Annotated in this window: 22 protein-coding genes; 10 read left to right on the forward strand and 12 right to left on the reverse strand. The window is 72.7% G+C overall.

The features are described from left to right. The first annotated feature begins 85 nt into the window (after positions 1-85). From dapE to ACZBH1_RS13525, 3 genes are all read left to right on the forward strand, one after another. Positions 86-1,162, forward strand: coding sequence for a succinyl-diaminopimelate desuccinylase (dapE, locus tag ACZBH1_RS13515; RefSeq protein ID WP_336399302.1), 1,077 nt, complete (start codon positions 86-88; stop codon positions 1,160-1,162). Then, complete coding sequence (locus ACZBH1_RS13520; RefSeq protein ID WP_336399303.1) at positions 1,144-2,364, forward strand: hypothetical protein; 1,221 nt, start codon at positions 1,144-1,146, stop codon at positions 2,362-2,364. The genes dapE and ACZBH1_RS13520 overlap by 19 nt, the downstream gene beginning before the upstream one ends. 95 nt (positions 2,365-2,459) lie before the next feature. Beyond that, positions 2,460-2,633: a DUF3117 domain-containing protein gene (locus ACZBH1_RS13525; protein ID WP_019179788.1), complete on the forward strand. Its 174-nt coding sequence runs from the start codon at positions 2,460-2,462 to the stop codon at positions 2,631-2,633. A gap of 59 nt (positions 2,634-2,692) precedes the next feature. On the opposite strand, the gene ACZBH1_RS13530 is transcribed toward ACZBH1_RS13525, so the two are convergent. Further along, complete coding sequence (locus tag ACZBH1_RS13530) at positions 2,693-3,328, reverse strand: O-methyltransferase (protein WP_336399304.1); 636 nt, start codon at positions 3,326-3,328, stop codon at positions 2,693-2,695. Between the two features lie 72 nt (positions 3,329-3,400). Between ACZBH1_RS13530 and ACZBH1_RS13535 the strand changes: the two genes are divergently transcribed. Continuing rightward, on the forward strand, positions 3,401-3,775 hold the full coding sequence (locus tag ACZBH1_RS13535) for a twin-arginine translocase TatA/TatE family subunit (RefSeq protein WP_336399305.1): 375 nt from the start codon (positions 3,401-3,403) through the stop codon (positions 3,773-3,775). Between the two features lie 13 nt (positions 3,776-3,788). Here the strand turns inward: ACZBH1_RS13535 and ACZBH1_RS13540 are convergent, their stop codons facing one another. From ACZBH1_RS13540 to ACZBH1_RS13550, 3 genes are read right to left on the reverse strand one after another with little or no spacing between them, the layout of a single operon-like run. Beyond that, the gene (locus ACZBH1_RS13540) at positions 3,789-4,940 is read right to left on the reverse strand and encodes an Mrp/NBP35 family ATP-binding protein (RefSeq protein WP_336399306.1); all 1,152 of its coding nucleotides are present in this window, start codon (positions 4,938-4,940) and stop codon (positions 3,789-3,791) included. Next, positions 4,937-5,464, reverse strand: a complete 528-nt coding sequence (locus ACZBH1_RS13545) for a DUF1003 domain-containing protein (RefSeq protein ID WP_336399307.1) — start codon at positions 5,462-5,464, stop codon at positions 4,937-4,939. Before ACZBH1_RS13545 ends, ACZBH1_RS13540 begins: the two co-directional genes overlap by 4 nt. Next, a complete protein-coding gene (locus ACZBH1_RS13550; protein ID WP_378885315.1) occupies positions 5,464-6,789 on the reverse strand; it encodes a magnesium transporter MgtE N-terminal domain-containing protein in 1,326 nt (441 codons plus the stop codon). Before ACZBH1_RS13550 ends, ACZBH1_RS13545 begins: the two co-directional genes overlap by 1 nt. A gap of 40 nt (positions 6,790-6,829) precedes the next feature. Between ACZBH1_RS13550 and ACZBH1_RS13555 the strand changes: the two genes are divergently transcribed. Together ACZBH1_RS13555 and ACZBH1_RS13560 are read left to right on the forward strand one after the other, a co-directional pair. Beyond that, positions 6,830-7,513, forward strand: a complete 684-nt coding sequence (locus tag ACZBH1_RS13555) for a YflT domain-containing protein (RefSeq protein ID WP_463646683.1) — start codon at positions 6,830-6,832, stop codon at positions 7,511-7,513. A 4-nt stretch (positions 7,514-7,517) separates the two neighbouring features. After that, on the forward strand, positions 7,518-8,213 hold the full coding sequence (locus ACZBH1_RS13560) for an alpha/beta hydrolase family protein (protein ID WP_336399310.1): 696 nt from the start codon (positions 7,518-7,520) through the stop codon (positions 8,211-8,213). Here the strand turns inward: ACZBH1_RS13560 and ACZBH1_RS13565 are convergent. Then, positions 8,189-9,388 carry a citrate/2-methylcitrate synthase gene (locus ACZBH1_RS13565; protein ID WP_463646684.1) on the reverse strand — a complete coding sequence of 400 codons (1,200 nt, stop codon included), beginning with the start codon at positions 9,386-9,388 and terminating at the stop codon, positions 8,189-8,191. The two genes, ACZBH1_RS13560 and ACZBH1_RS13565, sit on opposite strands and share 25 nt — an antisense overlap. A gap of 98 nt (positions 9,389-9,486) precedes the next feature. On the opposite strand from ACZBH1_RS13565, the gene ACZBH1_RS13570 reads away from it, so the two are divergent. Further along, positions 9,487-10,638 (forward strand): citrate/2-methylcitrate synthase, encoded by a 1,152-nt coding sequence (locus ACZBH1_RS13570; RefSeq protein ID WP_452325497.1) that lies wholly within the window; start codon positions 9,487-9,489, stop codon positions 10,636-10,638. A 21-nt stretch (positions 10,639-10,659) separates the two neighbouring features. On the opposite strand, the gene ACZBH1_RS13575 is transcribed toward ACZBH1_RS13570, so the two are convergent. Genes ACZBH1_RS13575 through ACZBH1_RS13585 form a run of 3 tightly spaced genes read right to left on the reverse strand, consistent with a single transcriptional unit; the run spans position 10,660 to position 14,956 of the window. Then, on the reverse strand, positions 10,660-12,480 hold the full coding sequence (locus ACZBH1_RS13575) for a gamma-glutamyltransferase family protein (RefSeq protein WP_463646685.1): 1,821 nt from the start codon (positions 12,478-12,480) through the stop codon (positions 10,660-10,662). A gap of 1 nt (position 12,481) precedes the next feature. Then, complete coding sequence (locus tag ACZBH1_RS13580) at positions 12,482-13,894, reverse strand: aminopeptidase P family protein (protein ID WP_463646686.1); 1,413 nt, start codon at positions 13,892-13,894, stop codon at positions 12,482-12,484. Positions 13,895-13,933: 39 nt separating this feature from the next. Further along, positions 13,934-14,956, reverse strand: coding sequence for an endonuclease/exonuclease/phosphatase family protein (locus tag ACZBH1_RS13585; protein ID WP_336399315.1), 1,023 nt, complete (start codon positions 14,954-14,956; stop codon positions 13,934-13,936). Between the two features lie 104 nt (positions 14,957-15,060). On the opposite strand from ACZBH1_RS13585, the gene ACZBH1_RS13590 reads away from it, so the two are divergent. After that, positions 15,061-15,924 (forward strand): PHP domain-containing protein, encoded by an 864-nt coding sequence (locus ACZBH1_RS13590; RefSeq protein ID WP_336399316.1) that lies wholly within the window; start codon positions 15,061-15,063, stop codon positions 15,922-15,924. A gap of 54 nt (positions 15,925-15,978) precedes the next feature. Here the strand turns inward: ACZBH1_RS13590 and ACZBH1_RS13595 are convergent, their stop codons facing one another. Then, positions 15,979-16,413, reverse strand: a complete 435-nt coding sequence (locus ACZBH1_RS13595; RefSeq protein ID WP_463646687.1) for an SHOCT domain-containing protein — start codon at positions 16,411-16,413, stop codon at positions 15,979-15,981. 105 nt (positions 16,414-16,518) lie between these two features. Then, a complete protein-coding gene (locus ACZBH1_RS13600; protein WP_463646688.1) occupies positions 16,519-18,045 on the reverse strand; it encodes a DEAD/DEAH box helicase in 1,527 nt (508 codons plus the stop codon). 217 nt (positions 18,046-18,262) lie between these two features. On the opposite strand from ACZBH1_RS13600, the gene ACZBH1_RS13605 reads away from it, so the two are divergent. Then, positions 18,263-18,976, forward strand: a complete 714-nt coding sequence (locus tag ACZBH1_RS13605; protein WP_336396776.1) for a ferritin-like fold-containing protein — start codon at positions 18,263-18,265, stop codon at positions 18,974-18,976. Between the two features lie 27 nt (positions 18,977-19,003). On the opposite strand, the gene ACZBH1_RS13610 is transcribed toward ACZBH1_RS13605, so the two are convergent. Together ACZBH1_RS13610 and ACZBH1_RS13615 are read right to left on the reverse strand one after the other, a co-directional pair. Continuing rightward, on the reverse strand, positions 19,004-19,294 hold the full coding sequence (locus ACZBH1_RS13610; RefSeq protein WP_463646689.1) for a hypothetical protein: 291 nt from the start codon (positions 19,292-19,294) through the stop codon (positions 19,004-19,006). Positions 19,295-19,307: 13 nt separating this feature from the next. Next, on the reverse strand, positions 19,308-19,532 hold the full coding sequence (locus tag ACZBH1_RS13615) for a DUF3107 domain-containing protein (protein WP_045296833.1): 225 nt from the start codon (positions 19,530-19,532) through the stop codon (positions 19,308-19,310). A 157-nt stretch (positions 19,533-19,689) separates the two neighbouring features. Here ACZBH1_RS13615 and ACZBH1_RS13620 point away from each other — a divergent pair, with 157 nt between their 5' ends. After that, the gene (locus ACZBH1_RS13620) at positions 19,690-22,878 is read left to right on the forward strand and encodes an ATP-dependent helicase (RefSeq protein ID WP_463646690.1); all 3,189 of its coding nucleotides are present in this window, start codon (positions 19,690-19,692) and stop codon (positions 22,876-22,878) included. Position 22,879: the final 1 nt, after the last annotated feature.

Below are 22,879 nucleotides of genomic sequence, written 5' to 3' on the forward strand. Positions count from 1 at the left end.
CGGACACCCATTACACGGAATGGCCACCCAACGCAGGGTGGCCATTCCGCGTTAAGGCGCTATTTCGCGTCGGTAGACTCGGGGGATGCCGACGCTCGATCTCTCCGTCTCCTCTGTCGACCTCACCCGCACCATCTGCGACATCCCGAGCGTCTCCGGTGACGAAGGGACTCTCGCCGACGCGATCTTCGCCACCGTGTCGCCGCTCGACCATCTCGATGTGTACCGAGACGGTGACACGATCGTTGCCCGCACGAACCTCGGTCGCCCGCAGCGCGCCGTCGTCGCCGGCCACATCGACACCGTCCCCATCAACGGGAACGTCCCCACCAAGGACATCACCGTCGACGGTGAGCCGTTCCTGTGGGGTCGTGGCACCGTCGACATGAAGGCCGGTGTCGCGGTGCAGCTGAAGCTGGCTGCGGAGCTCGTGGCGCCCCGGGTCGACGTCACCTGGATGTGGTACGACCACGAGGAGGTGGATGCCGACCTCAATGGCCTCACCCGCCTGGCGCGCACCCGCCCCGACCTCTTCGCCGGCGACTTCGCGATCCTGGGCGAGCCGTCCAACGGCGAGGTCGAAGGAGGGTGCAACGGGAACCTGCGCGCGATGGTGCGCACGACGGGCGTCCGCGCGCACAGCGCCCGCGCGTGGATCGGCGAGAACGCGATCCACAAGGCGGCGCCGATCCTCGGGCGCCTCGCCGACTACCGCCCGCGCGACGTCGAGGTCGAGGGACTCGTCTATCGCGAGGGCCTGAACGCCGTCCGCATCGGCGGTGGCGTGGCCGGCAATGTGATCCCCGATCTGTGCGAGGTCGAGGTGAACTACCGGTTCGCCCCCAGCCGCGACGTCGCGGAGGCGGAGCGCCACGTGCGCGACGTGTTCGCGGGCTTCGACGTGGAGATCGTCGATGCCGCGGCCGGTGCCCGTCCCGGCCTCGACGCGCCGCTCGCCCAGGAGTTCCTGCGGGCTGTCGGCGCAGAGCCTCGTCCGAAGTACGGGTGGACCGACGTGGCGCGGTTCAGCGCTCTGGGCGTGCCGGCCGTCAACTACGGTCCCGGTGATCCGCACCTCGCCCACCACGATGACGAGCGCGTGGCGATCGCGCAGATCGAGGCGGTCGAGCGGGGCCTTCGCGCGTGGCTGACCACGAGCTGACGCAGCGCGCAGCGCCGCGCTCCGCGGCCCGCACGGCGGTGCTCGTCGCCGCGATCTACCTCGGCGCGCGCGCCGTGACGGCCCTGCTGCTCTTCGTGGCCGCCGAGCTGTCGGGGTTCGGCTCCCGGATGGGTCCCGACGCCGGGATCATGGACACGGTCGTGGCCTGGGACGGCTCGTGGTACTGGCTGATCGCGTACTCCGGCTACCCCGCCGAGCTGCCGTTGACGGACACCGGGCAGGTCGCCGAGAACGCCTGGGCGTTCCTTCCGCTGTACCCCTTGCTCGCCCAGCTCGTCTCGCTCCCGTTCGGAGCGTGGCCGGCGGGTGCCCTGATCGTGTCGCTGCTCGCCGGGTACGGGGCATCCGTCGTCCTCTATCACCTGCTGCGTCCGAGACTGGACGATCAGGCGGCGCTGTGGGCTGTCGCGTTCTGCGCGGCCGGCCCCTTGGCCGCACTCTTCCACGTCGGCTATGCCGAGGCGCTGAACCTGCTGTGGCTGTTCTGCGCCCTGTGGTGCGTGATGCGCCGGCGCTACGTCTGGCTGTACGCGCTGATCCCGCTCATGGCGTTCACGCGTCCCGGGGTGCTCGCCTTCTCCCTCTTCCTGGCGCTCTTCGGGATCTGGCGGTGGCGGAGCCGCGCGCGCGAGCCGCTGCGCACGCCCGAGATCGTCCACATCGTCGCACTGGGACTGCTCGCCGCCGTCGCCGGGTTCGCATGGCAGGTCATCGCGGGGTGGGTGACCGGCGTGCCCGACGCGTATCTGGCCACCGAGCTCGCGTGGCGCCGGAACTGGGTGCCCGGCGACGCCGAGTTCGTGCCGTTCGAGCCGTTCCTGTCGGGAGCGGCGTTCTGGTTCGGGACGATGTGGAACCTGCCGGTCTGGCTCGGCTATGCCGCTCTCGCCATCGGGGTGGTGGCGGTCGCTGCAGCGCTCCTCCTGCTGCCCCAGGTCCGCAGGCTCGGTGTCGAGCTGCGCCTGTGGAGTGCCAGCTACCTCGTCTACCTCCTCCTGGTGTTCTTCCCGCAGTCGAGCATCTTCCGACTCCTGCTGCCGCTCTCGCCGCTATGGGGCGCGTTCGCGGTCCCGCGGTCGCGGCTGTGGCGCATCGGAGTGCTGCTCGCGTGCCTCATCGGGCAGTGGTGGTGGATCTACAACATGTACGCCCTCGGCAACCACACCTGGCAGGTGCCGTGACCGGGGACGACGGATGCCGCTTTCCCCAGGCGTGCCCGTTCACTCATGCCTCACGATAAACTTGAGGCGCAGACCATCGATGAAAAGGAGCCGCAATGGCAGCCATGAAGCCGAGAACCGGAGACGGGCCGATGGAGGCCGTGAAGGAGGGTCGACTCATCATCGTGCGCGTGCCGCTCGAGGGAGGCGGTCGTCTGGTCGTCTCGGTGAACGACGCTGAGGCCAAGGAGCTCTACGACGTCCTGGGGGGCGTCGTCAACGCCGCTTGAGAAGCATTGCGCGAACGGCCGGTCCGAGAGGACCGGCCGTTCGCGTCTGTCCGGGTCGTCTAGGTCGTCGGCACGGTGGTGAGCTGCAGCAGCCCCTCGCCGGTGATGGAGAGGGCGCCGATGACCGCGGGGGAGCTCTGCGTCTCCTGGATCAGCGAGCGGTAGGCGGAGGTCACCGGATCCCTCCGCACGGGGTCGGCGACCGCTCCTCCTGCGAGCACGCGGGGGACCAGGACGGTCCCGCCGGCGCGGACGAGTCGCAGGCCGTGCTCGACGTACTCGATCACCCCGTCGGGGTCGGCATCGACGAGGACGATGTCGTAGGACGCCTCATTCATGCGGGGGAGGACCTCCGCGGCGCGGCCGGTGATGAAGCGAGCGCGTGCCGGCGGGATGCGCGCCTCGGCGAACGCCTGGCGGGCCGCGCCGAGGTGCTCGGGCTCCTTGTCGATCGTGGTGAGAGTTGCGCGTGGGGAGCCGCGGAGCAGCCACAGCCCCGAGACGCCGGCGCCGGTGCCGATCTCGACGATGTTGAGCGCCTGCGAGACGGCGGCGATGACGGCGCACTGGGCCCCGATCGCGGGACTGATCGGCGCCGCACCGAGCTCCAGCGCGTGCGCGCGGGCCCGGGCGATGTGATCCGGCTCGTTCGTCACCTCGTCGACGAACCGCTGGTTCGCGTCGTGCTCTCCCATCGGCATCCCTCCGCCGCCAGCCTACGCGGCGCCGTGGCGCTGGCCGCACAGGCGCGGCGGTAACCTGATCTCATGATCTTCGGCCTCACGATCGAGAAGCTCCTGCTGATCGGACTCGTCGCGGCACTCATCATCGGGCCGGAGCGGCTGCCGCGCTACGCGGAGTCGCTCGCGCAGTTCACCAGGCGGGCGCGGGAGTGGGTGTCGACGGCCAAGACCCGCGTGAAAGACGAGATGGGCGAGGACTTCGACGACGTCGACTGGCGCACGCTCGACCCCCGCCAGTACGATCCGCGGCGCATCATCCGCGAGGCGCTGCTCGACGACGCGCCGGTGCAGACCGTGCGCACCCAGGCGGCGGCACCGGTGCCGCCCACGACGCCCGTGCGATCGCCCTTCCGCGGCCCCGACGACGGCCCGACGCCCTTCGACAGCGAAGCCACCTGATCGGCCGGCCGCGTCAGCGCGGACGGAAGGGGAGGGAGCGGCCCGGCAGCCCTCTGGGGAACCGGGCGAGCGCGGCGGCGATGTCGGCGATGGCGCGCGCGGCCGGATCGTCCGGATGCGCGAGGACCGCGGGAACGCCGGCATCGGCGTCGGCGCGGACCACGGGGCTCAGCGGCACGGAGGCCAGCAGCGGGACCTCGGACCCGGACCCGGACAGGGCCTCGGCAACGGCCGCGCCGCCACCGTGGCCGAACAGGTCGAGCACCGTCCCGTCGGGGAGCGTCATCGCCGCCATGTTCTCGACCACGCCGATCACCCGCTGCCCGGTCTGCCGCGCGACCAGCCCGCTGCGGACCGCGACATCGGAGGCCGCGGTCTGCGGCGTCGTGACCACCAGCACCTCGGCGTTCGGAAGCAGCTGTCCGACGGAGATCGCCACGTCGCCGGTGCCCGGCGGCATGTCCAGCAGCAGCACGTCGAGGTCGCCGAAGAAGACGTCGGTGAGGAACTGCTGCACCGTCCGGTGCAGCATCGGCCCGCGCCACGCGACCGCGCCGAGCGGGGAGTCGCCGCCGCTCCGGCGCAGGAACATGCCGATGGAGATCGTCTTCACGCCGTGGGCGACCGGCGGCAGCATCAGGTCGTCGACGCGGGTGGGCTGCGGCACGGACCCGTCGGGGCCGACCAGGCCGAGCTGACCCGGGATCGAGAACCCGTGCACGTCGGCGTCGATGAGGCCGACCGCGAGTCCGCGTGCGGCGAGGGCGACGGCGAGATTGGCGGTGACGGTGGACTTGCCGACGCCCCCCTTCCCGCTCGTGACCGCGATGACGCGGGTGAGCGAGCCGGGGCCGAACGGCATCTGGCGACCCCGTCCGCCGCGGAGGCGCTCGGTCAGGGCGTGCCGCTCGGCCGGGGTCATCACCCCCACCTCCAGCGCCACGTCCGTGATGCCGGGAACGGATGCCGCGGCGGTGCGCACATCCGTGGCGATGCGGTCTGCGGCGGGGCACCCGACGATCGTCAGCGCGATCGCCACGTGGGCCACGCCCGCGTCGACGGAGATGTCGCGCACCATGTCGAGCTCGCCGATGGGCCGGCGCAGCTCCGGGTCGAGGACGGCGCCGACCGCCGTGCGGACGGCGTCCGCGGGCACCGCGCTCATCGGTGCGTGCCGTCCTGGGCCTCGGGGGTGGCGTCGAGCTTCTCCAGGAGCGTGCGCAGCTCGCTGCGCAGCACGTCGCGGGTCACGACCTGATCGGCGAAGTCGTTGACGGCCATGCGCAGGGCAACCACCTCGCGCGCCAGGTACTCGGTGTCGGCGAGGTTTCGCTCGGCGCGCTGGCGATCCTGCTCGATCTGCACGCGGTCGCGGTCGTCCTGGCGGTTCTGCGCGAGCAGGATGAGGGGCGCGGCGTACGAGGCCTGCAGCGACAGGATCAGCGTCAGCAGGGTGTAGTTGTACTCACGCGGGTCGAACTGCAGCTCCCGCGGGGCGAAGGTGTTCCAGGCGAGCCAGACGATCACGAAGATCGTCATGCCGATGAGGAACCCCGAGGTCCCCATGGCCCGGGCGAACGCCTCCGAGAAGCGCCCGAAGCGATCGCTGGACTGCTGCGGCGTGCGCTGCAGCATGCCGGAGCGGCCGCGCGGCGCGTCGAGGGCCGGCTGACGGGTCGCACGTGCCATCAGCGCCTCCTCCCGCCGCGGGCGCCGCCTCCGGGCTGAGCGCGCGGGGTCGTGGCCGGCGCGGGTGCCGCTGCCGGGCGTCCGCTCTCATCGGCATCGTGCGACCGCCAGTCCTCGGGCAGCAGGTAGTCCAGCACGTCGTCGACGCTGATCGCGCCGACGAGGCGATGCGCGGGATCGACGACGGGGAGCGACACCAGGTTGTACGAAGCGAGAAGGCGCGCGACCTCCGCGGCCGAGGCGGTGGCAGGCACCGGGTCCAGCGTGTCGTCGATGATCGCGCCGAGCCGCTCGTGCGGCGGATAGCGCAGCATCCGCTGGAAATGCACGGTGCCCAGCAGCCGGCCGGTCGGCGTCTCGTACGGCGGAAGCGTCACGAACACGGCCGCTGCCAGAGCGGGGTGCAGCTCGTGCCGACGGATCAGGGCGAGCGCCTCGGCGATGGTTGCGTCGGCGGAGAGCACGATGGGCTCGCTCGTCATGAGGCCGCCCGCCGTGTCGGGACCGTACTTCAGGAGCGCGCGGACATCCTCCGCCTCCTCGGGCTCCATCAGCTCCAGCAGCTCCTCGCGCTGATCCTCGGGGAGCTGACCGAGCACGTCGGCGGCGTCGTCGGGCTCCATCGCATCGAGGATGTCGGCGGCGCGCTCGTCGTCCAGCGCCTCGAGGATGTGCACCTGCTCCTCCTCGGGCATCTCCTCGAGTGCGTCGGCGAGACGGTCGTCGGGGAGCTCCTCGACGACCTCGAGGAGCCTCTCCTCGGGCAGGTCGAGAAGGGTGTTCGCGAGATCGGCCGGGCGCAGCTCGGAGTAGGTGGCGACCAGCTGCTCGGCGGACTGCGTCTCGCCGGGCACCTGGCTCTCGCGCACCGCATCCCAGTTGGCGAACGTCGTTGCGCCCTTGGCGAAGGGGGAGGCGCTCGTCTTGGGCTTGCGGAGGAAGAGCTGGCCGACGTCCCACTCGCCCAGTCGGTTGCGCTCGATGGCGACGTCCTCGATGACGGCGGTGCCGGACCCGTCGGCGAAGAACACCTTGCGGCCGAGCATCTCGGCCATGACGCGGACCTCGCCGCCGCGCTGCTGGAAGCGACGCACGTTGATCAGGCCGGTGGTGATGACCTGCCCGGTGGCGATCGAGGTGACACGCCCGATCGAGACGAACACGTGGCGCCGGCCGGGGATCTCGACCACGAGTCCGATGACGCGCGGCGGATCGTCCTTGCGATAGATGACGACGACGTCGCGGACCTTGCCGAGGCGGTCGCCGGCGGGGTCGAAGACCGAGCACCCGGACAGGCGCGCGACGAAAACCCTCTGCGTACTCACACGTCTCAGCGTAGTCCGCGTGCCGTGGGAGGATGGGGAGATGACCATCATGGGAGGCCGTCCCCTGAAGGGCTCGGACGCCGTCGGACAGACGGTGGCGAGCTTCCCGACGTACGAGGCGGCGCAGAAGGCGGTGTCGTCTCTCATCGCCGCCGAGATCCCGGCCCGCGAGATCGCGATCGTCGGTCAGGGTCTGCGTTCCATCGAGCGGATCACAGGTCGTCTCGGGTATGCCTCCGCCGCCCGGTCGGGCGCCGTCAACGGACTGCTTCTGGGTCTGCTGTTCTCCGCGATCCTCGTGATCGGCTCGCCGTCGGTGCCGATCCAGGCGTTCGTGGGAGTGCTGTTCGTCGGGATCGCGATCGGCATGCTGATGAGCCTCGTGGCGTATTCCTTCGTGCGCCGCCGCCGGGACTTCGCGTCGGTGATGCAGGTCGTCGCCGACCACTACGAGGTCACCGTCACCGACGGCAGTGCGAGCCGCGCCCGTCAGGTCCTCGGTCCGCAGTCCTCCGCGCCGACGACGATCCCGGCGGCCGCGGCATCCGCACCGGCATCGGCCCCGGCACCCGCACCGGCATCCGCACCGACGCCCGCCGACGAGCCGCCCAAGTACGGCGAGCGGCTGGCGGCGCCTCCCGAGCGGACCGGGGACGCGGACGACGACGCCGCGCCCGAGCGGGCGCCGGACGTCGCCGCCGACGACCGCGCGGACCGCCCGTGACACCGTGACGGCGTCGGCCCCCGCGACCGTCCCGGTCGAGCTGCCGAGCGGGCGGGTCGAGGTCTCGGCCGACCTGGTCGCGCCGCCCTCGGCGTGGGCTTACGCCGCCCTCGCCCACGGGGCGGGCGCCGGGTACCGGCATCCCTTCCTCCTGGGCTTCGCCGACGCGCTGGCCGAGGCGGGCGTCGCGACGCTGCGGTTCAACTTCCCCTACGTCCAGGCGGGGCGACGGATGCCGGGGCCGGCCGCCCATGCGGTCGCGACGTGGCGGGCGGTGCACGCCGAGCTGACCGACCGCGCAGCGGGCGCGCCGGTGTTCGCGATCGGCAAGTCGTACGGCGGGCGGATGGCGTCGATGGCGGCCGCAGAGGGCGCGATCGACCCGGCCGCCCTGGTGTACCTCGGGTATCCGCTCCATCCGCCCGGCAGCCCCGACAAGGCCCGTGTGGCGCACCTGCCCGACGTGCCGCAGCCGCAGCTCTTCGTGGCGGGCTCGAACGACCCGTTCATCGATCCGCACGAGCAGCTCGAAGGGGCCGTCGCCTCGTGCCGGTCGGCCGAGATCTCGTGGATCGAGGGCGGCGGCCACTCGTTCGAGGTGAAGGGCCGCAAGCGGCCGCCCGCCGAGGTCGCCGCCGAGCTGGTACCGCCGATCGTCGCGTGGCTCCGCGCGGCTCACTCCGCGGGCGGACCCACGTAGCGCCCGCGGGGGCGCAGCCGCAGGGCTCGCTCGTCGTATTCGTCCATCGCGTGGGAGATCCACCCCGCGATGCGCCCGACGGCGAACACGACGCCGCCGGCGTCTTCTGTCATGCCCGCCCAGAGGGTGAGCGCCGCCAGCGCCAGATCGAGGTTCGGGCGGGTGTCGGTGCGCCGGGCCACCTCCTCCGTGACGGCGTCGACCGCCGCCATCACGTCGGCGCTCTGCGGCGCCTCCCGGAGCAGTTCGAGCATCAGCCGCGCCCGCATGTCGGCCCCGGCATAGAGCGACTGGCCGAAGCCGGGGATGCCGCGCCCGCCGTCGCGGACCGCGCGCGCGATCGCCGGTGCCGGCGCCTGGCCGTCCCGGACGGCGCGCAGGAGCCGGAACGCCGAGCGGCTCGCCGTGCCGTGCAGCGGCGCGTCGAACGCACCGAGCGCGGCCGTCACGACCGCGTAGCCCGAGGCGCGGGCGGACGCCGCGACACGGCCCGCGAGCGTGGACAGCGCCAGGTCGTGGTCGATCACGAGGATCAGTGCCGCGTCGAGCAGGCGGATGCCGTCGGCGTCGTCGCGGCCGCCGAGCGCGCGCCACAGCGTCGGCGCGACCGCGCCGGGTGCGCCCTCGGAAAGGAGCGCCGCGGGGAGCCCCGTCACCAGCCGTGCCCCGATGCGCGCGAGCTGCTCCGGCGCCGGATCGTCGCGCAGCGGGTCGGTCACCGCGAGCGCGGTCACCCCCGCCGCCAGCCGGTCGAGGGGACGGCTGCCGTCGCCGAGCGCCGCGATCGTGCGGCGGGCGACCTGGACGTCGTCGGCATCCGGCGGGCGCAGCGTGCGGATGCCCCACAGCCAGCAGACGGCGTCCTCGAACGACTGCTCCCGTGCAAGGCGCGCCGCAGAGCGCTCGCGGTAGTGCAGCGCGTCGTCCTCCACGTGGGCGAGCCGCGTGTCGAGCACCATGAGCGGGGTCCCGGCCGCCGCCCCGCCGGAGGGCGGTGCGGGGGAGCGGCGCCGCCGGCCGGCGAACGCCTCCACCTCGAGGGGATCGAACCACGAGCCGGTCGCGTCGCGCTCGCGCGACAGCAGGCCGCGTGAGACGTACGCGTAGAGCGACTCGGGCTTGACCCCGAGGCGCGCGGCCGCCTCGGCGGCCGAGAGCCGTGGCAGGGCGTTCATCGATATTGATCCGATCAAGATTGACGAAAACGGAATCAAGTCCGACCCTGAGTGTAGCGGCTCGCCGGCACGGCGCCCGCCCGAGGGAAGGAGACGACATGACCACGACGACACCATCGGCCGCGATCGACGCACCCCGGGGCCTGGCGGGTGTCATCGTCGCCGAGACGGCGGTGAGCGATGTGCGCGGCGCCGAGGGACTGCTGCAGTACCGTGACCGCTCCGCGATCGAGCTCGCCGAGGCCGCCGACTTCGAGGATGCCTGGCAGCTGCTCGTCACCGGAGAGGACGCGACGGATGCCTCCCGCGGTGCGTTCGCGCGTCGGATCCAGGCCGCCAGGACCCGGTGCGCGGACGACGTCGCCGCCGCCGTCGACGCCGTGTCCGCGGCGACACCGGAGGTGATGGCGGGGCTCGCGGCGGTGTGGTCGCTGCTGGCCGCGCGGCGCGGCATCCGTCCCCTCTACGACCTGACCGCCGACGAGCGCCTGATCGACGCGATCGAGCTCGCCGCCTCGACGCCCGTCATCGTCGGCGCGCTGTGGCGCAGGCGGAACGGGCAGCAGCCGCTGCCGCTGCTTTCCGGCCGGGGCCTCGTCGCCGACTACCTGCACCAGGTGACGGGCACCGTTGCGGACGCCGAGAGCGAGGCGGCGCTGACGGCCTACCTGATCTCCGTGATGGACCACGGCTTCAACGCCTCCACGTTCACGGCTCGGGTGATCGCGTCGACGGGAGCGGATGCCGCTTCCTGCCTCGTGGGTGCCCTCGGCGCGCTGACGGGGCCGCTGCACGGCGGTGCGCCGTCCCGCGCCCTGGACGGACTCGACGCGGTCGGCACGGCGGAGCGCATCGAGCCCTGGATCCGCGGGGAGCTCGCCGCCGGCCGCCGGCTGATGGGGTTCGGGCACGCCGTGTACCGGACGTCCGACCCGCGGGCGGAGCTGATGAAGCGGATCGCGAAGCGGCGGGGCGGTGCTCGCGTCGAGCTGGCGCTGCGGTTCGAGGAGACCGCGGAACGATTGCTCGCCGCGGCGAAGCCGGGACGCGCGCTGCACACCAACGTGGAGTTCTGGGCCGCCCTCGTGATGGAGCAGTGCGGACTGCCGCGGTCGATGTTCACCCCGACGTTCGCCATCGCCCGCACGATCGGGTGGACGGCGCACATCCTCGAGCAGTCAGCCGATCCGAAGATCATCCGGCCGTCCGCGCGGTATGTCGGCCCGCCGGTGCGGGTGCGAGCTGCCTGACGCATCCCGCCGCGTGGCCTGCTAGCGGCCGGCCGCGTAGCCCTGCATGCCCCGCGGGTTGGCGGCGGCCCACAGCACACCCGTGCGGGCATCCCTCCCGACGGCGGAGACGCGACCGAGCGCCCAGTCTCCCGCGCGCGTGACGCGGTGACCGCGACGCTCGAGGCCCTCGATCACGGCATCGCCCAGGCGGGCTTCGGCCACGGCGCCGGCGGGCGTCCACGTGCGGGGCCAGAACGACTCCGGCATCGCGGTCGTGTGCAGCGCCGGCGCATCGATCGCCTGCTGCGGCGCGTAGCCGCCCACGATGATGCGCAGCAGCGCCAGCAGCTGCCACTGATCCTGCTGGTCGCCGCCCGGCGAGCCGATCGCGAACTCCGGCGCCCCGTCGCGCAGCACGAGCGTCGGCGTGAGGGTCGTGCGCGGTCGCCGGCCCGGCATGAGGGACGACGGATGCCCCGGCTGGAGCCACGTCATCTGCAGGCGGGTGCCCAGGCAGAAGCCGAGCGCCGGGATGGTCGGCGAGGACTGCAGCCAGCCTCCCGAGGGCGTGGCGGAGACGATGTTGCCCCAGCGGTCGATGACATCGAGGTGGCAGGTGTCGCCGCGGGTCTCGCCCGACGCCGCCACGCGGGCCTCGCCGGGGGGCACCGTGGGCTCGCCGGTGCCGACCGCGGGCGCATCGTACGTCTCGCGCAGCGGGGGGCGGAACGGGGTGCCGCCCGCGGGCGACCCTGGCCGGAACTCCGCCGACGCGGTGCCCGCGATGAGGGCGCGGCGCTCGGCGAGGTAGTCCGCGGACAGCAGCGCCTCGAGGTCGACGTCGTCGTCGCCGAACCAGGCGTCGCGGTCGGCCAGCGCGAGCTTCTGCGCCTCGAGGATCGTGTGGGCGCCCTCCTCCTGCGACGGGTCGAGCAGCTCGTCCGCGAGGGGCTCCAGCAGGCCGAGCGTCTGCAGCAGCGCCGGGCCCTGCGTCCACGCACCGGCCTTCGCGACCGTGCGCCCTCGGAACTCGCGCGTCAGCGCAGGCTCGTACGCCGCATCGAACGCGGCGAAGTCGTCGGCGGTGATGACGGCCGCGTGCGCGCCGCCGTCCGAGTGGCGGTGCGGCTGCGCGAGGAACGCGGATGCCTCGTGGGCGACGGATCCCGTCTTCCACTCCCGGCGCGCGGCGTCGATGCGCGCCGCGCGGCCCACAGGTCCGTCGTCGCGCACGGTGCAGGACGCGTGGACGAGGGTGTCCAGCACCTCGGCGTAGGCGGGGTTGCGCACGATCTCCCCGGCCGCAGGAGGCTGGCCGTCGGACAGCCAGAGGGCGGCGGAGGTCGGCCAGTCGTCGCGGAACAGCTCTGCAACCCGCGCGATCGTCGCCGCGGCGCCGGCGACCAGGGGGTGGCCGTCGCGGGCGTAGCCGATCGCGTACGCGAGCACGTCGGCCAGCTCCCACGTGCCGTGGTCGCGCAGCAGCAGGAGCCACGCGTCGACGGCGCCCGGCACCGCCGCGGCCAGGCCGCCGGCGCCCGGCACGAGGTCGAGGCCCTGCGCTCGGTAGTGGTCGATGGTCGCCGCCTCGGGAGCGGGGCCCTGACCCATGAGAACCGTCGGCGCGGCCGCGTCGGCGGTCTGGAAGATGCCGACGAGGTCCCCGCCGGGCCCGTTGAGATGAGGCTCGACGACGTGCAGCACGAAGGCCGCGGCGACGGACGCGTCGAACGCATTGCCGCCGCGCTCCAGCACCGCCTGCGACGTCGCCGTCGCGAGCCAGTGCGTCGAGGCCGACATGCCGAACGTGCCGGTGAGGGTCGGGCGCGTCGTGAACGACGGGGGAGGCGTGAAGGACACGTCAGCCGCTGCCGCGCGCGATCCAGGCCTCGACCTCGTCGGCGGTGCGGGGGATCGCCGACGACAGGTTCACGGGGCCGTTCTCGGTCATGAGGATGTCGTCCTCGATGCGCACGCCGATGCCCCGGTACTCCTCGGGGACGGTGAGGTCGTCGATCTGGAAGTACAGTCCCGGCTCGATCGTGAACACCATGCCGGGCTCCAGGAGCCCGTCGTAGTACATGTCGCGCCGCGCCTGCGCGCAGTCGTGCACATCGATGCCGAGGTGGTGGCTCGTGCCGTGGACCATGTAGCGGCGGTGGTGGCCCCCCGCGTCGGCGTCGAGCGCCTCTGCCGCGCTGACCGGCAGCAGGCCCCACTCGGCCACTCGCGCCGCGATGACCTGCATCGCCGCCTCGTGGATCGACCGGAAGCGCACACCGGGCCGCGCGGCGGCGAACGCCGCGTCGGCGGCCTCGCGCACGGTTTCGTACACCCGGCGCTGCACCTCGGTGAAGCGTCCGCTCACCGGCAGGGTCCGCGTGATGTCGGCGGTGTAGAGGCTGTCCACCTCGACGCCGGCGTCGATCAGGATCAGATCCCCGGGGACCACCGCGCCGTCGTTGCGCGTCCAGTGGAGGTAGCAGGCGTGCGGGCCCGAAGCCGCGATCGTGTCATAGCCGACCGCGTTGCCGTCGCTGCGGGCGCGCCGGTGGAAGACGCCCTCCACGACGCGCTCGCCGCGCGGGTGGTCGACGATCGCCGGCAGGTTCGCGACGATGTCGTCGAAGCCGTCCGCGGTGACCTGAACCGCGAGCTCCATCTGACCGATCTCGTACGCGTCCTTGATGAGGCGCAGCTCCGAGACGAAGCGCGTGAGCTCGTCGTGCTCGCCGACCACGAGGTCGCCGTCGCGCTCCTCGAAGTCGTCGATGTGGGCCGTCGGAAGGCCGAGGTCGGCGGCCACGCCCGAGAGGGCGGGCCTCGGCCCGATCCAGAACTCGCCGATCGAGGCATCCGAGTAGAACTCGCTCGTCGTGCGATCGGCGCGCTCGCGGAAGTGCAGCGTGACGTCGTGCCCGCCGCCCGAGCGCGGCTCGAACACCAGCACCGCGCCGGGCTCCGAGTCCGAGGCCCACCCCGTCAGATGCGAGAAGGCGGAGTGCGCGCGGAACGGGTAGTCGGTGTCGTTGCTGCGCTGCTTCAGCTCGCCGGCCGGGATCACCAGTCGCCGGCCCGGGAAGGCCGCCGACACCGCGTCGCGGCGGGCTGCGGCGAAGGGCGCCTGGACGCGCGCGGGCGGTGCGGAGTCCGGCCGTTCGGCCCATCCGGTGGAGATGGTGTCGAGGAAGCCCTGACCGAACGGCTGGCGACGATTGGTGCTCGTCGAGGGCTGCGTCGCGGGGGTGGCCGTGTCGTCGGCTGCGCTGCTCATGCGTCCAGTCTCGCACGGGCGCGAACACCCGCGGCAGGCTCAGCCGGCGGGCTCGTACTGCACGATCAGGGGGCGATGGTCCGACCCCGAGCCGTCCATCGCGCGCAGCACGAGCGAGCCCGATGGGCGCCACCGGTCGGTCGCCATGACGTGGTCGATCGGCGCGCCGAGGATGGCCGGGACGCTGGACGACCACGTGCCCAGCGCGCCGTTGCCGGTCTCGACCGCGGCGTCGGTGCAGTGGCCGAGCGTGCCTCCGTCGATGCCGAGGCCCGACATGTGGTCGACCGTGGCGTTGAAGTCGCCGGCCATGATGACGTCGCCGTCGACGCACTGGTCGGCGAGCCACTGCAGGTCGTCCCGCCAGCTCTGCATGTAGCTCTGCCGCGGAGCCACGGCGTGGACGGCCACGACGATGGGCCCCTGTCCCGACACCGGCATCGCGACGGCGCTCGGCACCGTCGAGGTGTTGCTGGTGCCGTTCTGCGACGATTCGATGACGGCGTAGTCGCCCATCTCGGGAGAGATCAGCAGCGTCGTGGATCCGGCATCCCATTCCGTGGACGGGTCCTCCGCGTGGTGCGCCCACATCCGGTGCCCGAGATCGCGCATCGCGATGGCGACCCGCTCGCCCGTCTCGATGGTCGTCTCGGGAAGCGCCACGATGTCGGCATCCATCGCCACGGCGATCTTCGCGATCGTCTCGGGCGCCGTGGCCGGGCCCGCGGTGTTCCACGTCATGACGCGGACGCTCGTCTCGGTCTTCACCGGCAGCGGGTCGGTGCCGAGGCCTCCGCGGGCTGCGATCACGCCCAGGTTCGCCACGGCCGCGACGCCCGCGACGACGGCGATCGAGAGTGCGAGAGCCCGGATCGGACGCGCGATGGCCAGCAGCAGCGCGACCACGGCGGCCGCGATGAAGACGCCGGCGAGGACGCCGCGGAACGAGACGATCTGCGCGATCGGGAAGACCCGCTCGACGCGGAAGAACGCCGGCCACGTCAGCACCGCCGCACCGATGGCGCACAGCACGGTGAAGAGGATCCCGAGCAGGCGAAGCACGACCGCGAGCCTATGCGAGCAGCCTGGGAGATCCGTCAGCACCCGGGGCGTGGCGCGCGACATGCGCATCCGATCGCCGCGCGCCGCCGCGCTACGCTCGGAGGATGCCGGGACCGCAGCGCTTCGAAGGGCCGAGCGACCTGCACCTGCATTCCGCGCACTCGGACGGCACCCAGCCGCCCGCCGAGGTCATGGCGTCGGCGCACCGCCACGGCGTGCGCACGGCGGCGCTGACCGACCACGACACGACGTCAGGATGGGCGGAGGCGGCCGAGGCGGCGGCATCCCTCGGCATGAGCTTCATCCCAGGGATGGAGCTGTCGGCACGCCACGAATGGCGCAGCGTGCACGTGCTCGCGTACCTTCCCGACCCGGACGAGCCCGCGCTGCGAGCGGAGACCACCCGCATCCGGTCGTCGCGGCTCGACCGCGCCCGCCTGATGGCCGACCGCATCGCGCGGGACTACGACCTGGTGTGGGACGACATCCTCGCCCAGACCACCGACGGCGCGACCGTCGGGCGCCCGCACATCGCCGACGCGCTGGTGGCGCGCGGCTTCGTGCGCGACCGCGCAGAGGCGTTCTCGGGGATCCTGAGCCCGCGCGGCGACTACTACGTCGCCCTGTACGCCCCCGATCCGGTGACCGCCGTCAGACTCGTCGTGGGCGCCGGGGGAGTGCCGGTCATCGCCCACCCGGCCGGCAGGGCGGGCCTGCTGCCGATGCCGCTGCTGGAGCGGATGCTCGGCGCCGGCCTCGCCGGGTTCGAGCTCGGCCACCGCGAGAACCGCGAGCCCGCGCTCGGGACGCTGCGCGCGCTGTGCCGCGAGCGCGACCTCATCGTGACAGGATCCAGCGACTACCACGGGCTCGGCAAGCCGAACGTCCCCGGCGAGAACACCACCGCGGACGACATGGTGGCCCGCATCGTCGCACGCGCAACGGGAAGCGCCCCCGTCCACCCTTAGGCGGACGGGGGCGCTCCCGTCTCTGCGAGGATCACGCGCTCCGCGCGAGGCGGATCAGGCGAGTGCCCTGGCCTTCAGGGCGTCGTACTCGGCCTGCGTGATGGTACCGGCGTCCAGGAGCGCCTTCGCCTTCGCGATCTCGTCGGCCGGGCTCGCCGCGGAGCCGCCGGCGACGGACTTGATGTAGGCGTCCTGCGCCTTCTGCATCTCGCCCGCCTCCCGCGCGCCGCGCTCGGCCATGCCCTTGCCGCGGGCGATCAGGTAGACCAGCAGCGTCAGGAACGGCACGAAGATCAGGAAGATGATCCACAGCGCCTTGAGCCAGCCGTTCAGGTTGCGGTCGCGGAACAGGTCGCCGATCACGGCGAACAGCGCGAAAAGGTAGACGACGAAGAAGAAGATCCAGAGGAACCACCAGATGATGTCCCAGAAGGATCCCCAGAATCCCTGGTATTCGTACGCGGTGGTGACGGCATCGAGGAATCGCACGATACGCCTTTCTTGAATGCGAGGTCACGGCGCGATAGACGCCGTGTGCGCTCACACTAGCGCCGCTGTCGCGCGGACGCCGTCATCGTCACCGGCGTCGTCGCATCACGCGCCGACGGGCGCGCCGCCCGCGGGCGCGGCGCCGCCGCGGCGCCGGCGCCGGCGCCGCGCCGGGGCGGGCTTGCCGTCGTGGTGCTCCTTGCCGCCGCCGTCGTGCGTCCCGCCGCCCTCCGACGAGCGATCGGCGTCGCCGCTCTGCGCGGCGTGGTCCCGCGACGTCTTGGCGCCGTCCCCGTCGCTCTCGAACGTCGAGCCGACACGCTCGTCCTGGCCGCCCGAGCGACGCCGGCGACGCCGGCGCGCGGGTGCCTGCCCGTTCGTCTCGACCTCGGCGGCGGCATCCGCAGCCCTCTCGGGCTGGACGCGGACGGCCTGGGTCTTCGGGGCGGTCACGATGCGCCCCTTCGTGCCGGCCGGGATGTCGAGATCGGTGAACAGATGCGGGCTCGACGAGTAGGTCTCGACGGGCTCGGGCTGACCGAACTCGAGCGCGCGGTTGATGAGGGCCCACTTGTGCAGGTCGTCCCAGTCCACGAACGTCACGGCGATGCCGGTCTTGCCGGCACGGCCGGTGCGACCCGCGCGGTGCAGGTAGGCCTTCTCGTCGTCGGGGATCGTGTGGTTGATGACGTGGGTGACGTCGTCGACGTCGATGCCGCGCGCGGCGACGTCCGTCGCGATGAGCACGTCCTTCTTGCCGGCCTTGAAGCCCGCCATCGAGCGCTCGCGCGCCTCCTGGCTCATGTCGCCGTGCACCGCGCCGGCGTTGAAGCCGCGGTCGCTGAGCTCGTCGACGAGCTTCTGGGCGGCCCGCTTCGTGCGCGTGAAGATCACGGTCTTGCCCCGACCGTCGGCCTGAAGGATCCGGGCGATGACCTCGTCCTTGTCGAGCGAGTGCGCCCGGTACACGAGGTGGCGGATGTTCGCCTGCGTGAGGCCCTCGTCGGGGTCCGTCGCACGGATGTGGATCGGGTTGGACATGAACCGCCGCGCGAGGGCGACGATCGGACCGGGCATGGTCGCGGAGAAGAGCTGCGTGTGACGGACCGCCGGGACCTTCGAGAAGATCTTCTCGATGTCGGGGAGGAAGCCGAGGTCGAGCATCTTGTCGGCCTCGTCGAGGACCACCTCGGTGGCGTTCGAGAGGTCCAGCAGGCGCTGATTGTTGAGGTCGATCAGGCGACCGGGGGTGCCCACCACGATCTGGGCGCCCGCCTTCAGCTGGTCGATCTGGCCCTCGTAGGCCTTGCCGCCGTAGATGGCCACGACGCTCGTCGAGCGGTTCGAGGTCAGCATGTCCATGTCCTCGTAGACCTGGACGGCCAGTTCGCGCGTGGGCACCACGATGAGCGCCTTCACGCCGTGGGCCGGGTCCGGGCCCAGTCGCTGCACCACGGGGATGCCGAAGCCGAAGGTCTTGCCGGTGCCGGTCTTGGCCTGGCCGATGATGTCCTGGCCGGGCAGGCCGAGGGGGATCGTCTGCTCCTGGATGGGGAACGCGTCGACGATGCCCTTCGCAGTGAGGGTGTCGACGATGTCCTGATCGACGCCGAGTTCGGCGAAGGTCGTCACGATATGTGCCTGTCCGGCAGTGGGATGCTGCCTGGGTTGGTGTCGCCCGGGCGCGGTTTCCGGCCTCGTCGAGGCCGCCGCGCGGGCGGAAGTGCGGTCCACGCCCTTCTTTCCCACAGGCGCGGGCGCCCCGATCCGACGCCGGGGACGACACCCACGATACCCGAGGTGCCCCCGGGGCACGCTTTCGGGCGCGCGCCCTCGTAGGCTTTCGTGCATGGTCAAGTGGTTCTGGGAGCGCCGCGACACGGGGCGCAAGCTCCAGCTCCGCTCGCGAGACGAGCTCAGCGGCGCGAATCGCGTCGACTTCGAGGAGCTGGCGCCCGACATCGACACGTTCCTGGGTCAGGCGGCGTATCTGCAGCTCGGCTTCTTCGAGACGCTGACCGAGCAGATCCAGACGATCCCCGAGCTCGCCGAGAAGGAGGCCGTCTCGCGAGCCGCCGGCGCGGCCCTGACCAAGCACGAGGCGCTCGTGGCGCTCATCAGGGAGCGGGGCGACGACCCCACTGAGATCATGCGCCCCTTCCGTGAGCCGCTGGACGCCTTCCGCGCCGCGACGCACGGCGTGCGGCCGCAGGAGACGCTGCTGTCCGTGCACATCACCGCCGGCATGCTGGACGACTTCTACCTCGCACTGTCGGCCAGCTACGGCGAGACCGGGGACCGCGTCGCGCGCATCCTGCTGGCGGACTCCGATCGTCAGGCGATCGTCGAGCTGATCGCCGAGACCATCTCCAGCGACCCGGAGTGGCGCTCGCTGCTGGCGCTGTGGGGCCGCCGTCTGGTCGGGGACACGCTGCTGATCGCACGCGCAGCGCTGCGGCCCACCCCGCGCGGGCTCGCCGCACAGGAGAAGGTCGAGCCGGTCTTCACCGAGCTGATGGCCGCGCACTCGCGGCGCATGGACGCCATGGGCCTGGCTGCCTGACGACGGCGCCGGCGGCGAGGGGGCGGCTCAGCCGATGCCGAGGCGGGCCTTCTCGCGGACGTCGTGCTGCACGCGGGCGCGCGACACCGCGATGACGGCGGGATACGTCACGACGATCGGGACGACCAGCGCCGCCAGCCACGGCCACGGGGTGTCGATGCCCACACCGAGCCAGGTGAGGATCGCCCACGCCGCGCCGGCGGAGACCGCGCCGATCATCGGCGCGAGCGCGACGCCGCGTGTCAGGCGCTGGTGCAGCTGGAAGTGGATGCCGGTGCCGATGACCGCGCCGAGGATGAAGGCGATGAGGATCTGCACGCCGGGCTCCGGATCAGGCGACGAAGCCGACGCGCCGCGACTCCTCGGAGCCGAGCTCGATGTACGCCAGCCCCGCGGTGGGGACGATGTACGAGTTGCCCTTCGCATCGGCGAACGTGACGTGCGTGGCGCCGGCGTCGAGCGCTGCGGCGACGGACTTCTTCACGTCGGCCGCCGGCTCGTTCGTCTCGAAGTTGAGCTCGCGGCCGGTGTTCGCGATGCCGATGCGGATCTCCACGTGACTGACCTCCTGCGCGGGGCGACGGTTGCTCGCTGAAAGGCTCAGGGCTCCCCGGGCGCATGGCAACTCTACGACACGCGCGCGTGGCATCCGCCGTCGCCGAAACGCTCTGAGCGAACGGTCGGATGTCGGTCGCACGCGTTACCGTCGAGGCATGGTCTCGGGAGGCGGTGAGCGCGGGGCGCTCCCATTCGACGCGCAGCAGCGCGCGGTGATCGCGCTGCCCGCCACCGCCTCGGGTGTCGTCGTCGGGGCACCGGGCACCGGCAAGACGGCGACCCTGGTGGCCCGCGTCGCGGCGCTCGTCGACGCCGGCGCCGACCCCGACTCGCTGCTGGTGCTCACGCCGTCGCGGCAGACCGCCACGGCGCTGCGCGACCGCCTCGGCCTGGCCGTCCGGGTGGCCACGAGCGGACCGCTGGCGCGGTCGGTCGCCTCCTACGCGTTCCAGATCGTCCGGGCGCACGCGGTGGCGGTCGACGCCGACCCGCCGCAGCTGCTCACCGGCGGCGACGAGGATCAGATCATCCGCGACCTCCTCGAGGGCGACGAAGAGGACGAGGCCGCCGGTGCGGCGCGCTGGCCCGACTGGCTCGGTCCGGCGATCCGCGGCACGGCGGGCTTCCGCACCGAGGTGCGGACGTTCCTGGCCGAGTGCACGACGCTCGGCATCGGTCCGCATCGGCTGCGCGACCTCGGCGAGCGCCACGAGCTGCCGGTGTGGGTGGCGCTGTCCTCCTTCTTCGCCGAGTACCTGCAGGTGCGCGACGGCATGCGCGGTGCGCATCGCGATGCCGCCGGCCTCGTCCGCGAGGCCGTGGGGCTCCTGCGCACCGCCCCCGCCGGCACACCGGCCGTCGACCGGGTCCGGGTGGTGCTCGTCGACGACGCGCAGGAGCTGACGCTCGGGGGCGTCGAGCTGCTCGAAGCGGTGCGCGCACGCGGCGCCGCCGTGCTGGCCTTCGGCGACCCCGACGTCGGCTCGGGGTCGTTCCGCGGCGCGACGCCGGAGAACTTCGCCCGCCTGGCGGGCTCGCTGGGCGAGGTGCACGTGCTGTCGGAGGGCCACCGCGGAACACCGTGGCAGCGTGTGCTCGTCGACCGGGTGACCGAGCGCATCGGGGCCGTCGGCGTGGTCTCGCACCGGCGCACGGGAGCCGACGGCGAGCCCGACGGATCGGTGCGCGCCCTGACGCTGCGCTCCCCGGCCGAGGAGTACGACGCGATCGCCCGGCTGCTGCGCGAGCGGCACGTCCACGGCGGCGTGCCGTGGCACGCGTGCGCCGTGATCGCGCACGACACCCGGCAGGTCTCCGCCCTGGAGGCCGAGCTGTCCGCGCGCGAGGTGCCGGCGCGGGCCGGCGGTCCCGGGCGCGCGCTCGGCAGCGTCCGGCCCGTCGCCGATCTGCTTCGCCTGATCGAGCTGGCGGCCCAGGACGAATGGGTGTTCGAGGACGTGTCCGCCGCGCTCGTCGGCACCTACGGCCGGCTCGACGTCATCGAGCTGCGGCGGCTGCGGTCGGTGCTCCGTCACGCGGAGCTGCGGCTGGCGGTCGATCCGGCGCATGATTCCGCGGAACCCGAGCGCTCCGGGCGGGACCTGATCCTCTCCGCCATGCGCCGGCCGATCGAGTTCGACGTGCTCGACACGCGGGAGGCGCGCCGCGCGGCGTCCCTCGCGCGCACCCTCGCCGTGCTGCGCGACGACCTCGAGCGCGGTGCGACCGCCCACGAGCTGCTGTGGACCGCGTGGGACAGGAGCGGTCTCGAGCGCGCCTGGTCCGAGCTCGCCCGCGGGAACGGTCCGCTCGCCGAGCAGGCGAACCGCGACCTCGACGCGCTCGTCGCCCTCTTCCAGGCGGCCAAGCGCTTCGTCGAGCGATCGCTGGACGCCGATCCGCGCGTCTTCGTCCGGTCGATCCTCGACAGCGGCGTCGCCGAGGACCGCCTCGAGGCTCCGACGCGCGCCGACAGCGTCCGCGTGATGACACCCGCCGGTGCGCTGGGCCTCGAGTTCGACACGGTCGTCATCGCCGGCGTCCAGGATGCGGTGTGGCCCAACACCCGCCTGCGGGGCAGCCTGCTCGACACCTGGCGCCTCGCCGATGCGGCCAGCCGCGCCGACGGCGAGGCGATCGGCACATTCGACCGGCGCCGGGCCGCGATGCACGACGAGCTGCGCCTCCTGGCGCGGGCCCTGTCGCGCGCCACCGCCCTGACGATCGTCACGGCCGTCGACGACGACGACACCGGTCCGAGCGTCTTCTTCGAGCTGCTGCCGGATCCCGAGCCGCTCGACCTCGATCACCCGGTCTCGCTGCGAGGCCTGGTCGCACGCCACCGCCGCACGCTCACCACGGCCGGCATGCGCGGTCTCGTCCCGGCGCAGCCGGTGCCCGCTCAGAGCGTCGGGTCGGTGGCGCGGGCGGCCGAGCAGCTCGCGCTGCTGGCCGATGCCGGCGTACCCGGCGCCTCGCCACGCGAGTGGTACGGCATCGCCGCGCCCACCTCGACGGGCGCGCTGCGCGACCTGGAGCGCGAGGACGTGCGGGTGTCGCCGTCGCGGCTGCACGCGCTGGAGGAATGCGAGCTCAACTGGGTCATCGGCGATCTGGGCGGCGACCCGGGCAGCACGACGGCCGGTCTCGGCACGATCATCCACGCTGCCCTCGAGCACGCGACCGGCAGCGATGAGACATCGCTCTGGGCCGAGGTCGAGGCGCGCTGGGGGGAGCTGGCTTTCGAGGCGGCGTGGCGGGACCGCGCCGAGCAGACCCGCGCCCGCGACCTCGTGAGGAGGCTGCACCTGTACCTGCGCCGCTTCGAGGACTCCGGCGGCACCCTCATCGGCGCCGAGCCGCATTTCGAGGTCGACATCCCCCTCGACGACGACGCCCGCCCCGTCGGCGGCGACCCGCACCGCGTCGTGCTGTCGGGGTACATCGACCGCGTCGAGCTGACCCCCGAGGGCAGCGTCGTCATCCTCGACCTGAAGACCGGCAAGCGCGAGCCGCAGACCGATGCCAAGGTGCTCGACAACCCGCAGCTGGCGGCCTATCAGCTCGCCTTCGAGGCGGGGGCGATCCCCGCGGCGAGCGGCCATGCCCCGGGAGGCGCGAAGCTGCTGGTCCTGCGGCCCACGGCCACCAAGGCCGACTACGCCACGCCCTGGCAGCCGCCGTTCGACGACGAACGGCGCGACGCGTTCCTCGGTCGCATCCGCGCGGCGGTCTCGGTCATGCGCGGCGAGTCGTTCACCGCGCCGTACGAGGAGCACTGCCGCGACGAGCACGCGTACGGCCTCTGCCGCATCCACACCATCGGTGCGGTGAGCGCGTCGTGAC

It is taken from the genome of Microbacterium sp. ZXT2-5 (assembly GCF_055329545.1).